The organism is Micromonospora globosa, from assembly GCF_000717585.1.
GTDB lineage: Bacteria > Actinomycetota > Actinomycetes > Mycobacteriales > Micromonosporaceae > Micromonospora > Micromonospora aurantiaca.
Window position 1 is genome coordinate 77,184 of the sequence record NZ_JNZR01000029.1, and the last position, 12,562, is coordinate 89,745.

Genomic DNA, 12,562 nt, shown 5'->3' on the forward strand with positions numbered 1-12,562 from the left:
CGATCCGGACCCGTCAGCGCGCCGTGTCGGTGGCCGGCACCGGACCCGGGACGGAGTCGTCAGTGGCGGCGGTCGCCCGGCGGGCGTCCCACCACAGGCCGACCGCCGTCGCGACCGCGCCCAGGCCCTCCCACGCGGCGACCGCGAAGAAGCGGTCCGGCGCGACGTCGGAGAGCACCGCGATGGTGAACACGGTGAAGGTGACCAGGCGGAACCACACGGTGAACCGGTAGAACGGCCGCCACTCGGTGGCGACGGCGAGCAGGTAGTAGACCCCCATGTTGAACGAGGCCATCGAGGACGCGGTGAGGAACGTGCCGGTGTAGTCGCCCGGAGCGCGCTCGGCCGGCACCTCGAAGCCGAGCAGGCGCAGCTGCGTCTCCGGCCAGATCAGACCGAGCGCGCCGAGCAGCAGCGCGAGGAGCCCGAAGACCGCGATCGTCCAGCCGGCGCCCGAGCGCGGCAGCCTCATCGTTCCTCCCCAGCGTGGTCCGCCGGTGACGCAGGCGCGCACCGGAAGGCGGCAGTCGATCCACCACTGTCGCGGCCCCACGCTAACCGGCTCCACCGACGAACACATCCCCGGAACCGTCAGAACAACGGGCGGTCAGCCGCCGGAGAGGCGGACCCGCAACGCGTCCGCGACGATCCGCTCACTGCGCTGCTCGGTGGCGTACGCGAGGCGTACCGCCTCCTCCGCGTTCGTCAGCGCCTCGGCCCGGCGACCACAGGCGTCGAGCGCCTCGGCCAGCACCAGCAGCGCCACCACCTGGCTGCGCACGTCCTCGGCCGGGGCGGTGATCGACCGCTGCGCCCAGTCCAGCGCCTGCTCGCGCTGGCCGTGGGCGAGCAGCGCGGCGGCGTACCGGGCCATCGTCTGCCGCCGTGAGAACAGCAGCGAGGGCGCGTTCGCCGCGCCGGTCGCGACCGGGGCGAGCAGCCCCACAGCGGTGCCCGGATCGCCCGCCGCGAGCCGGGCCATGGCGAGCAGCACCCGCGGCGCGACCTGGGCCGGCGCCTGCGGGTTGTGCGGCTCCACCCGGGTCAGCACCGACCGCGCCTCCCGCTCGGCTGTCTCGTGGTCGCCCATGTCCAGCGCCACGAAGCCGCGCAGCGTGCCGGCCATCCCGGTGAGCAACGGGTGGGTGGTCCGGTCGGCGTACTCGAGCGCCTCGGTGAACAGGTCGGCCGCGTGTTCCGGCTCGCCCAGCCCGCGCGCCACCACCCCGCGCACCACCAGCGCGAAGCCCTGCCCCCAGTCGTCGCCCACCTCGGCGAAGTCCCGGTACGCGCGCCGCGCCGCCCGGTCCGCCTCGGCCAGGTCGCCCAGCTCGGCGGTGGCGTACGCCTCGACCGCGCGCAGCGTCCCCACCGCCCACGCCTCGCCGACCCGCTCCCCGAACGGCAGGAACACCCGCGCCATCCGGCACGCCTCCCGCAGCCGGCCGGCGAGCAGCCGGGCGAACGCGGTGGTGCCGCGCAGCCAGGCCCGCCCGTACGGGTCCTTCAGCTCGGCGAAGAGCCGGGCGGCCCGGCCGAGCACCGCGTCGGTGCCGGCGAAGTCGCCCCGGGTGGTGGTCACCCAGGCCAGGTTCTGCAACGACCAGGCCTGCCCGCGGGGATCCCGCGCGGCGAGACTGACCTGGTAGGACGCGGCCAGCCGGCTGCTCGCCTGCCCGAGCCGGCCGGCGATGAAGTCGGCCATGCCGAGCCGCCGCATCGCCGACGCCCGGAGCGTTGGCAGACCGGCGTCGGTGGCCACCTGCAACGCCTCCTGCCAGTTGCACTCGGCCCGCTCGGCGTCACCGAGTGTCTGCTGGGCCTGCCCGGCGAGCAGCAGCGCGGCGGTCCGGGTGGCCGGGTCGCCGGCGTTCGCGGCGATCTTCTCGGCGAACGCGAGCGCGTCGGCCGGGCGGCCGATCTGGAGCAGCGCCCGGGCGTGCACCACCCGGTCCGCCGGTGGCACCCCGTCGCGGGCCAGCTCGGCCGCGCGCTCGGCGTACTCGACGGCGAGCGCCGGCTCCCCCGACCGCAGCGACCGGCGGGCGGCCCGGCCCAGCGCGGCCACGCCCAGCGGGGTGACCGCCCGGGCCGGCGCGTCCGGGCGCAGCTTGACCGCGTCGGCGAGCGCTGTGGCCCGCTCCACGTGCTCGGCGACGAAGTCGTCCCGGGCGGCCTCGGTGAACGCGCCCCCCGGGGCGCCGCCGGTCTCGTCGACGCTCTCCGGCGCGGCCCAGCGGGCCAGCGCCGCGTGCCGCTCGGCCAGCTCGGCCTTGCTCACCCCGGCGTACGCGGCCTCCCGCATCAGCGGGGTGGCGAAGGCGAACCCGCTGCGGGTGCGGTGCAGCATGCGCCGTTGCAGCAGCTCCTCCACGGCCCGGTCCAGCTCGACGGCGGCCACCGCGGCGGGCCGCCCGTCCCGTCCGACCCGCTGCTCCCGCAACGCCTCCAGCGCTCCCGCCGGCACGGTGTCGCCCACCACTGCGGCGTCGCGCAGCGCCGAGCGGGCGTTGGGCGGCAGCGCGTCGATACGCGCGGCGAGCACCGCGGCCAGGTCCCGGGAGAGCAGGCGGCTGCCGAGCGAGCCGGGGGCGAGTCGCCAGCCGACGTCGGCGCCCCGCCCCGGGCCGGCGGTGAGCGCACCGCGCTCCATCAGCAGCGTGACCAGCTCGGCCAGGTAGAACGGGTTGCCCTGCGCGGTGGCGAGCAGCCGGTCCGCGTCGGTCTGGGGCATGCGGCCACCGGACAGGTAGCTGGTGAGCAACCGGGAGGCGTCCGCGCCGCGCAGCGGCGGCAGCGCGTGCACCTCGGCGTCCGCCACGCGGGTCAGCGCGCCGGCGGTGCGTACCAGCTCGGGGCGGCCGAGCAGCAGCACCAGCACCGGCCCGCTGAGCCGGTTGAGGGTCAGCGCCAGCGCCTTGAGCGTCTCGGCGGTGGCGTCGTGCAGGTCGTCCACCACGATCACCAGCGGCGCCTCACCGGCGAGCGCGCTGAGCAGGTCCGCCACAGCGGTCGGCACCGCCTCGTCGTCCGGCGGCGGCCCGGCCGCGTTCCACTCGCCGTTCTCCGTGGCGGGCGGGAGTTCGGCGTACCCGAGCAGGGCCAGGAGCTGGTCCACGGCGATCGGCGGCGGGTCGCCGGGGAGCCGGGACAGGCGCTGGCCGAGGCGGCGCAGCCGCTCCTCGACGGCCGGCCGGGTGACGGCGGTGGCCGCGTCGCCCGGCAGGCCGACGGCGGCCCGGACCAGGTCGGCCAGCGGCGCCAGCCGGCGGCGCTCGCCGAACGCCGCGCAGCGTACCGAGAGCACGCGGGCGCCGGTGTGCGCCGCGTACCGCCCGGCGCCGACGTCGTAGCCGGCAGCGAGGCGTTCCACCTCGGCCGCGAACCGGGACTTGCCGATCCCCGCCTCGGCGGTCATCAGCAGCACCCGGGGCTCGCCCCTGTCGATCACCTCGGCGAGCCGGCCGGCGATTCGGCCGATCTCGGTCTCCCGGCCCACGAACGGCGCCTCGTCACCGAGGCCGGACCGGGTGCCGGGCGCGTCGAGCAGGCCCAGCAGCTCGTACGCCTCGACCGGTTCCCGCTTGCCCTTGAGCCGCAGCGGGCGCAGCGCCCGCCAGGAGGCGACGTGCCGGGTGGCCGCGGAGGTGCGCGCACCGGCGTAGACCGCGCCGACCGCGGCGGCGTCGGCCAGCCGGGCGGCGGTGTTCACCGTGTCGCCGATGACCGTGTACTCGATCGCCGCCTGGATGCCGGCGATGACGTCTCCGGTGTTGAGGCCGACGCGCAGGCCCAGCGGCGCGCCGCCGCCGCGCTCGTCGTCGAGCACCCGCCGCACCGCACGCTGCATGGACAGCGCCGCGCGGACCGCCCGCTCGGCGTCGTCCTCGTGCGCGACCGGGGCGCCGAAGACCGCCATGATCCCGTCGCCGGTGAGCTTGTCGACGTGCCCGCCGAAGGTCTTGACCGCGCCCGCGAGGGCCGCCAGCACCCGGTCGGTGACCGCACCGACCCGTTCCGGGTCCAGGTCCTCCGACCAGGAGGTGAAGTCGGAGAGGTCACCGAAGAGCACAGTCACCACGCGGCGCTCGGCCGCGGGCAGCGTGGCGGCAGCCGGCAGCGCCGCCCCGCAGTTGTGGCAGAACCGCGCCCCGGGCACGGCTACGGTTCCGCACACCGGGCAGGTCACGGCTGCTCCACTCCGAGGTGTTCGAGCTGGGCCCGGACCGACCACTCGGCGGCCCACCACAGCGACCTGTCGACGTCGGCGTAGACCACTGCGACCACCTCGGCCGCGGTGGTGGCGCCCGCGGCGACGGCGGCGCGCACCTGGTCCAGCCGGGCCCGCCGGTGGGCCAGGTAGAAGTCGGCCGCCACACCGCAGTCGGCCAGCGCCGGGCCGTGGCCCGGCAACGCCGGGATCTCCCGGTACGTGGAGAGCAGCTCCAGGCTCGACAGGTAGTCGCCGAGGTGCCCGTCCGGGTGGGCGACCACTGTGGTGCCCCGGCCGAGGATGGTGTCACCGGTCAGCACGACGCGCTCGCCGCCGTGCGCGGCGACGAGGCAGACCGAGTCGGCGGTGTGCCCGGGGGTGGGCAGCAGTCGCAGGTCCAGCCCCACGTCGAGCGCGGTGTCGGCGCTGAGCGGCTCACCTCCGGCGGTGTGCGCCGGGTCGGCGGCGAGCACCGGTACGCCGTCGAGCAGCTCACGCAACCGGGGTGCGCCCTCGGTGTGGTCGGCGTGCCCGTGCGTGATCAGCACGCACCCGATGCGCCCCTGCGCCGCGATCGCGGCCAGGTGCCCCTCGTCGGCGGGCCCCGGGTCGACCACGACGGCGGGCGCGTCCGGCCCGGCCCGCAGCACCCAGGTGTTGGTCCCGTCGAGCGTCATCGGCCCCGGGTTCGGCGCACGCAGCAACGTCACCCACGCCGGTAGCTCCTCCGCAAGCGCCCCCGCGGCCCCGGCCATACGCCCACCCATGGCTGCGATCGTACGACTCCGCCCGCCGCTCCCCGCGATCTTGCAGTTCCGGCCCGAGCTTTGTCCCCGTGTGGGGCTTCTGCCGGGGCCGCAACCGCAAGATCGCGGGCTCTCGCGGCGGGCGAGAGGGCACGGTCACGCGACCTCGACGATGACCTCTACCTCTACCGGGGCGTCGAGGGGGAGTTCGGCCACGCCTACCGCGCTGCGGGCGTGGCGGCCGGCCTCGCCGAACACGGCGCCGAACAGGTCGGAGGCGCCGTTGATCACGCCGGGCTGGCCGGTGAAGCCGGGTGCGCTGGCCACGAAGCCGGTCAGCTTCACCACCTTGACCACGTTCTCCAGCCCGACCAGCGCGTCGATCGCGGCGAGCGCGTTGAGTGCGCACCGCTGCGCCAGGTCCTTCGCCTGCTCGGCCGAGACGCCGTTGCCGACCTTCCCGGTGGCGAGCAGCTTGCCCTCGGCCATCGGCAGCTGGCCGGACACGTAGACGTGCTGCCCGGACTGGACGGCCGGTACGTAGCTGGCCACCGGCGGCACCACCTCGGGCAGTTCGAGGCCGAGCTCGGCGAGCTTCGCCTGGGGTCCGTTGCTCATCGAGGTCAGCCCTTCGGACGCTTCAGGTACGCGACGAGCTGCTCCGGGTTCGGGCCGGGGACCACGGAGACCAGTTCCCAGCCGTCCTCGCCCCAGTTGTCGAGGATCTGCTTGGTCGCGTGGACCAGCAGCGGCACCGTGGCGTATTCCCACTTCTGCATCGGAGGAGGGCTCCCTTGCCTGACTTGGACTTCGGTCAGGCACAGCCTACGGTCCGCCGCGGTCACCAGGACGCGGGACGCGGCTCCGGCGCCGGCGGCGGCTCGCCGCACGGGCCCTCGTGTTCGAAGCGCTGCGGGCACCGGCTGCGGTCGGGCAGCAGCAGGTCGCAGAAGACCCGGTGCCTGTTGTTCTGGTCGTCGGCGGTGGAGACGGTGGTCTCGCCCGCGTCCAGCTCCATCAGGAAGCCCAGCGAGGTGGCCACGGTGCCGGCGAGCGCGGTGGCCGCCGCCAGGTCGGGCACCCGGACCTGGAGGTGGATGACGTAGCCGGGCTCGTCCTCGTCCCGCCCCCTCCCGCCGGAACGGGGAAGCGTCCGGACCACGTCGGCCGGAGGGCCGTAGGAGCGCTCGTTGAACGGCGCGCCCGGTCCCTCGGCCTCACCCGGCCGTCCGGCCCGGTCACCGGGGAACTGGCCCCGAGGACTGTTCTCCGCGTCGCGCATCCTTCGCCTCCGGGCGTCGTACCTGTTCACCAACACCGCAATCCGGCTCGGAGCCGTCCCCGGCCCGGCTCTCCGCGTCGGGGACGAACGTAGATCCTGCGACAAGTCCCGGCAACGGGACGCGCACGCCTCGTCACGTCCAGTCACATTTGCGACACAAGGCTGGTCGGGATCGCGGTAGCCGTCTCCGTCCGGCGGGGCGCGTACGCGGGGCTGGCAAGCGCCCCGCCGACCGATACCCTTCCGGACTGGACGCGCGCCGACGCGCGCCCGCACACCTCGACCCGTGCCCGTCGCCTGGGGCGGCGACGGGAGCCGCAACCCGGGGGAGACAGATGACCCAACCGCCCGTCGGTGGCGACACCGGCACGCCCGGCGACCCAAATCCGCAACCGCCGCCCACCGGCGGCGCGCCGCCGGGATCCGCACTCCCGGCCGGCCCGCCGGCGTACCCGTCCGAACCCCAGCCGCGCAAGCGACCGGCGGTGCTGATCGTCTCGCTGGTGCTGGCCGCCGCGGTCCTGCTCTGCGGCGGTGGGGGCACTGCCGCGTTCCTCGCGCTGCGCAACAGCGAGGACGGCCAGGGCGCGAAGGAGCCGCAGGTCGCGGTGGACGGCTTCCTCAAGGCCGTCTACCAGGAGCGCGACGCCGAGAAGGCTGCGGCGTTCGTCTGCTCCGCGGCCCGCGACGACGAGAAGATCACCACCAAGGTCGCCGAGGTCCAGAAGTACGTCGCGCAGTACCAGAACCCCCGGTTCCGCTGGCCCACCCCGACCGTCGACAACCAGACCGGGGACCGGGCCACCGTCTCCGCCCGGGTGACCATGACCACCGCCGACGAGAAGGTCGCCGAGCAGGCGCTGCGTTTCACAGTGGTGCGGAAGACGGGTTGGTGGGTCTGCGAGGTCGGCTGATCCCACCGGCCGGACAGAGCTGGTCCCAACGGCTGGTTAGGCTCGACGGGTGGCAGCGAGTGAGCAGCCGGCCGAGTCCGCCGGCAGATGGCCGGCCCGCCTGCACGTGGTGACCGGCAAGGGCGGCACAGGAAAGACGAGCGTGGCCGCCGCGCTGGCCCTCGGCCTGGCCGCCGGGGGCCGGCGCACCCTGCTGGTCGAGGTGGAGGGCCGGCAGGGCATCGCCCAGCTCTTCGGCACCGACCCGCTGCCGTACGAGGAACGGCACCTCGCCGACGCGCCCGGCGGCGGTGAGGTGCGGGCGCTGGCGGTGGACGCCGAGGAGGCGCTCCTCGAATACCTGGACATGTTCTACAAGCTCGGTGCCGCCGGTCGGGCGCTGCGCAAGCTCGGCGCGATCGACTTCGCCACCACGATCGCGCCGGGCCTGCGCGACGTGCTGCTCACCGGCAAGGTCAAGGAGGCGACCACCCGGACCAGCGGGTCGCGCCGGACGTACGACGCGGTGGTGCTGGACGCGCCCCCGACCGGGCGGATCGGCCGCTTCCTGAACGTGACGGCGGAGACCGCCCGGCTCGCGAAGGTCGGCCCGATCAAGACCCAGAGCGAGGGCGTCTCCGCGCTGCTCCGGTCACCGATGACCGCTGTGCACGTGGTCACGCTGCTGGAGGAGATGCCGGTCCAGGAGACGCTCGACGCGGTGGCGGAGCTGACCCAGCTCGGTTTCCCGGTCGGCCGCGTGATCGTCAACGGCGTCCGCCCGCCGGTGCCGGCCGGGCGGGCGGTGACAGCGGCCGAGCTGAAGCGCGGGCTGGCCGCCGCCGGCCTGCCGACCGACGGCCCGACCGTGGCCGGGCTCGTCGAAGAGGCTCGTGACCAGCAGGTACGCCGTGAGCTGGAGGACTCCCTCCGGGGTGACCTGGTGGACCTCGGCCTGCCCCTGGTCGAGTTGCCGCTGCTGCCCGAGGGGGTCGACCGGGCCGGGCTGGAGACGCTCGCCGAGGCCCTCGTCCGGGCGGATTGACTCACACCTGCGGCCGGCACGGAGCAGAGTGCCCCTCGGGACCGATACGCTCGATTGGTGCCTTCCGAAGACGCGGCGCCTCCGCTTGACGTCGACCAGATCCTCGCCGACGACGGCGTACGGATCGTGGTCTGCTGCGGCGCGGGCGGCGTGGGCAAGACGACCACGGCGGCGGCGCTGGCGTTGCGGGCGGCCGAGCGGCACGGCCGGCGGACGGTGGTGCTCACCATCGACCCGGCCCGCCGGCTGGCCCAGTCGCTCGGCCTGACCGAGCTGGACAACACACCCCGGCAGGTCAAGGGCATCGACGTCGAGGCCAGCGGCGGCGAACTGCACGCCATGATGCTCGACATGAAGCGCACGTTCGACGACGTGGTGCTTCAGCACACCGACCCGGCGAAGGCCGCGGAGATCTTCGCCAACCCCTTCTACCAGGCCATGAGTTCCACCTTCGCCGGCACGCAGGAATACATGGCGATGGAGAAGCTGGGCCAGTTGCACGCCCGGGGCGAGTGGGACCTGATCGTGGTGGACACGCCGCCGTCGCGCTCCGCGCTCGACTTCCTGGACGCGCCGGCCCGGCTGTCCCGGTTCCTCGACGGCCGGATGCTGCGCCTGCTGCTGGCCCCCGCGCGCAGCGGCGGGCGGAGCATGTTCAGCCTGGTCACGGCGAGCTTCGGGATGTTCTCCAAGGTGGTGCAGAAGGTGATCGGCGCCCAGCTGCTCACCGACCTGTCCGGCTTCGTGGCCGCCCTCGACTCGATGTTCGGCGGGTTCCGGCAGCGCGCCGAGCAGACGTACCGGATCCTCCAGGCCCGGGAGACGGCGTTCCTGCTGGTCGCGGCGCCGGAGCCGGACGCGGTCCGGGAGGCCGCCTACTTCGCCGGCCGCCTGCGCTCCGAGCGGATGCCGCTGGCCGGGCTGGTGCTCAACCGGGTGCACCGGCCGGCGTCGGACCTGTCCGCCGCGGAGAGCCTGGCCGCCGCGGAGCGGCTGGCCGGCGTGGGTGGGCACGAGGGCACCGTCGAGGTGTTGCGCGCGCACGCCGCGCTGGCCCAGCAGGCGGTACGCGAGGAGCAGGTGGCGGCCCGGTTCACCGAGGCGTTCCCGGCGGTGCCGGCGGTGTCGGTGACGGCGCAGCCCGCCGACGTGCACGACGTCGACGGGCTGCGGACGATCGGCGAGGCGATCAGCCGGAGCTGACCGGTCCGGTCAGTTGGCCGTGGTGACCAGGATCTTGTCCTTGCCGGCCTTCTCCTTGGCGTTCTTCTTCATGGCCGCCTCGAACATCTTGCGCCAGCTGGTGACGTGCGGGTGACGGCGCAGCAACGCCCGGCGCTCGCGCTCGGTCATGCCACCCCACACGCCGAACTCGATCCGGTTGTCGAGCGCGTCGGCCAGGCACTCGTACCGAACTGGGCAGCTCCGGCAGATCCTCTTCGCCACGTTCTGTTCGGCGCCCTGTACGAACAACGCGTCCGGGTCTCCGTTCTGACATGCCGCCAGTGACGGCCAGTCAGTGATCATGCCCATCTGTACACGTCCCCCCTTGCAGTACCTACCGACTTCGCGCGAGCAGCCCTCGTACATCCCCCCGGTCGTTCGCGCCGGCCTCCCCAGGGCGGCACGAACGACTCATGGCTGCGGTCGCCGCCACCATCATGCTGTGTAGTCGCCCGATTACGCAACGTTGTCGGCGAAATCCATCATTCCGGACACTCCCGGCTTCCCGGGCTTTCGCCCCGCGACTACCCCGCCCGAGTACGTGAAAACGCTGCGCCACTCCCGGACTTCGGAGAGACTTCCGCCGGATCTCACGCAACCCCGGACCAGGGCTCGTGCGTTTAGCACAACGAGGCCGGCGCGTGCAGGAAATGGGGAAAGTTCCCCGCGCGCCCGCCGTTCCCTACTCGCGTACCCTGTCGAGGTGACCTGGATGCGGAAACGTGACCACAACGTGCTGACCAACGCCGCATCGCTGCTGATCTGCGGCCTCTTGGCCGGAGTGGTGGTCGCCGCGGCGGCCTTCCCCGTGGCGGCGATGTCCGGACTGGCCGCCAAGGCGGGGGCGGAGACGTTCGATGCGTTGCCCAAGGAGCTGACAGTCGCCCGGGCGCCCCAGATCACCCGGCTGCTCGCGTCCGACGGCAAGACCGTGCTGGCCACGATGTACGACGAGAACCGCAAGGACGTCAAGCTCAAGGACATCTCGCCGTACATGCAGAAGGCCATCATCGCGGCCGAGGACCACGACTTCTACAAGCACAACGGCGTGGACATCAACGGTGTGGCGCGGGCCTTCGTCAACAACCAGGCCTCCGGCTCCTCCCGGCAGGGCGCCTCGACGCTCACCATGCAGTACGTCCGGCTGGCCATCTCCTACTCGGCCACCCACCCGGCCGACGTGGTCGCCGCGACCGAGGACACCAGCGGCCGCAAGCTGCGCGAGATGAGCCTGGCGCTCCAGGTCGACAAGGAGCTCTCCAAGGACGAGATCCTGGAGCGCTACCTGAACATCGCCGCGTTCGGCAACGGCGCGTACGGCATCTGGGCGGCCAGCCAGGTCTACTTCAACAAGCCGCCGAGCAAGCTCGACATCCAGGAGTCGGCGATGCTCGCCGGCATGGTGAAGGCACCCACCGCGTTCGACCCGACCACCAAGGCGGGCTACCCGGAGGCGGTCGGCCGGCGCGACTACGTCATCGACAACATGGTGCAGATCGGCGCGGTCACCCAGCAGGAGGCGGACGCCGCCAAGAAGATCAAGCTCCAGGTCAAGGGCAAGCGCACCCCGAACGGCTGCACCCAGACCACCACCCGCTCGTGGGGCTTCTTCTGCGACTACCTCTACCGCTGGTGGCTCCAGCAGGAGACGTTCGGCGCCACCTCGTACGACCGTGAGCGGCGGCTCAAGAGCGGCGGCTACACCATCGTCTCCACCCTGGACGTCCAGGCCCAGAAGGGCGCCGACAAGGCCGTCCGCAACAAGCTCGGCGAGAGCAGCAAGGCGGCCCGCATGGTGGCCGCCGTCGAACCCGGCACCGGCCGGGTGCGCGCCGTGGCGGTGAACCGGAACTTCAAGCTCGACGACCCGGCCGACCCGCAGAACAAGATCTCCAGTGACCCGAAGAAGGCCAAGAAGAAGATCCGGGGCAACTACCCCAACACGGTGAACCCGCTGGTCACCGGCGGTCCCGGCATCGCCGGCTACCAGGCCGGCTCGACCTTCAAGATCTTCACGCTGGTGGCCGCGCTGGAGAAGGGCTACCCGCTCAGCTACCCCATCAACGCGCAGCCGGTGTTCAAGTCCGACTACCCGGTCGAGTTCAACTCGCCCGCCGCCTGCCCGGGCACCAGCAAGTACTGCCCGAAGAACGCCAACCCCGCGATGGCCGGCATGCACAACATGTGGAGCGGCTTCGGCTTCTCGGTCAACACGTTCTTCATCGACCTCCAGCAGCGGGTCGGCGCGGAGAACGTGGTGAAGGCCGCGCAGAAGCTCGGCATCACGTTCCGCTCGTCGAGCGACGCGCAGCTCGCCGCCAACCCGCACCAGTGGGGCGCGTTCAGCCTCGGCGTCTCCCAGACCACTCCGCTGGAGCTGGCGAACGCGTACGCGACGCTCGCCGCCGACGGCAAGTACTGCGAGCCGATCCCGGTGCAGGAGATCCGTGGCCCGGACGGCGAGAAGCTGGACGTCGCCAACCCCCGCTGCGAGCAGCGGGTCAGCACCGAGGTGGCCCGCGCCGCCGTGGATGCCGCGCGCTGCCCGGTCGGTGACCGCTCCTCCACCACGAAGTGCGGCCCCGCCACCGCCGGCAACGTCCGCAACATCGTCAACGCGCCGGTGGCCGGCAAGTCCGGCACCACCGACTCCGACCGCACCTCGGCGCTGGTCGCGATGACCAAGCAGTACGCGGTGGCCGGCATCATGGCCGACCCGGACTGGCCGCAGACCAACCAGAAGATGGGCCACGACGAGACGCCCCAGGGCATCAACCCGGCTGTCTACCAGACGCTGCGCGACGCCATGAAGGGCAAGGAGCGGAAGAACTTCACGCCGCCCAGCGGCAAGATCGTCCTGGGTGACCAGCGCTCCATCCCGGGCGTGAAGTGCGAGTCCATCGAGACCGCGAAGTCCCGGCTGAAGGGTGCCGGCTTCGAGCCGGTGGTCTCCAGCAACAAGGTGCCGTCGGAGTGCCCGGCCGGCACCGCCGCCGGCACCAGCCCCGACGGCCGCACCATCAAGGGTGGCGTGGTGATGATCGAGGTCAGCTCCGGCCAGGGCACCCCGGAGCAGGGCGGCACCGCCACGCCGGGCCGGCCGGGTGGCCCGGGCGGACCGGGTAACGGCGGCCGGCCGGGACGACCGCCGAACTGACA

At 73.3% G+C, this 12,562-nt stretch carries 11 protein-coding genes; 4 read left to right on the plus strand and 7 right to left on the minus strand.

Going from position 1 to position 12,562, the window contains the following annotated elements:
• Positions 1 to 13: 13 nt before the first annotated feature.
• From IF06_RS0124370 to IF06_RS0124395, 6 genes are all read right to left on the minus strand, one after another.
• Entirely contained in the window at positions 14 to 472 is a 459-nt protein-coding gene (locus tag IF06_RS0124370; RefSeq protein ID WP_030273779.1) for a hypothetical protein, read from the minus strand.
• A gap of 135 nt (positions 473 to 607) precedes the next feature.
• Positions 608 to 4,189 (minus strand): adenylate/guanylate cyclase domain-containing protein, encoded by a 3,582-nt coding sequence (locus IF06_RS0124375; RefSeq protein WP_030273781.1) that lies wholly within the window; start codon positions 4,187 to 4,189, stop codon positions 608 to 610.
• Positions 4,186 to 4,980: an MBL fold metallo-hydrolase gene (locus tag IF06_RS0124380; RefSeq protein WP_030273782.1), complete on the minus strand. Its 795-nt coding sequence runs from the start codon at positions 4,978 to 4,980 to the stop codon at positions 4,186 to 4,188. The genes IF06_RS0124375 and IF06_RS0124380 overlap by 4 nt, the downstream gene beginning before the upstream one ends.
• A gap of 135 nt (positions 4,981 to 5,115) precedes the next feature.
• Complete coding sequence (locus IF06_RS0124385; protein ID WP_013289020.1) at positions 5,116 to 5,577, minus strand: RidA family protein; 462 nt, start codon at positions 5,575 to 5,577, stop codon at positions 5,116 to 5,118.
• 5 nt (positions 5,578 to 5,582) lie between these two features.
• Positions 5,583 to 5,738: a DUF4177 domain-containing protein gene (locus tag IF06_RS33680; RefSeq protein ID WP_013289021.1), complete on the minus strand. Its 156-nt coding sequence runs from the start codon at positions 5,736 to 5,738 to the stop codon at positions 5,583 to 5,585.
• Positions 5,739 to 5,800: 62 nt separating this feature from the next.
• Positions 5,801 to 6,241: a hypothetical protein gene (locus tag IF06_RS0124395; RefSeq protein ID WP_030273785.1), complete on the minus strand. Its 441-nt coding sequence runs from the start codon at positions 6,239 to 6,241 to the stop codon at positions 5,801 to 5,803.
• Positions 6,242 to 6,576: 335 nt separating this feature from the next.
• On the opposite strand from IF06_RS0124395, the gene IF06_RS0124400 reads away from it, so the two are divergent.
• Genes IF06_RS0124400 through IF06_RS0124410 form a run of 3 tightly spaced genes read left to right on the plus strand, consistent with a single transcriptional unit; the run spans position 6,577 to position 9,382 of the window.
• Positions 6,577 to 7,155 (plus strand): hypothetical protein, encoded by a 579-nt coding sequence (locus tag IF06_RS0124400; RefSeq protein WP_030273787.1) that lies wholly within the window; start codon positions 6,577 to 6,579, stop codon positions 7,153 to 7,155.
• 49 nt (positions 7,156 to 7,204) lie between these two features.
• Positions 7,205 to 8,179 carry an ArsA-related P-loop ATPase gene (locus tag IF06_RS0124405; RefSeq protein ID WP_030273789.1) on the plus strand — a complete coding sequence of 325 codons (975 nt, stop codon included), beginning with the start codon at positions 7,205 to 7,207 and terminating at the stop codon, positions 8,177 to 8,179.
• Positions 8,180 to 8,233: 54 nt separating this feature from the next.
• Positions 8,234 to 9,382 (plus strand): ArsA family ATPase, encoded by a 1,149-nt coding sequence (locus tag IF06_RS0124410; RefSeq protein WP_030273791.1) that lies wholly within the window; start codon positions 8,234 to 8,236, stop codon positions 9,380 to 9,382.
• 9 nt (positions 9,383 to 9,391) lie between these two features.
• On the opposite strand, the gene IF06_RS0124415 is transcribed toward IF06_RS0124410, so the two are convergent.
• Positions 9,392 to 9,712, minus strand: coding sequence for a WhiB family transcriptional regulator (locus IF06_RS0124415; RefSeq protein WP_030273793.1), 321 nt, complete (start codon positions 9,710 to 9,712; stop codon positions 9,392 to 9,394).
• A 403-nt stretch (positions 9,713 to 10,115) separates the two neighbouring features.
• On the opposite strand from IF06_RS0124415, the gene IF06_RS0124420 reads away from it, so the two are divergent.
• Positions 10,116 to 12,560, plus strand: a complete 2,445-nt coding sequence (locus IF06_RS0124420; protein WP_036311464.1) for a transglycosylase domain-containing protein — start codon at positions 10,116 to 10,118, stop codon at positions 12,558 to 12,560.
• Positions 12,561 to 12,562 lie beyond the last annotated feature (2 nt).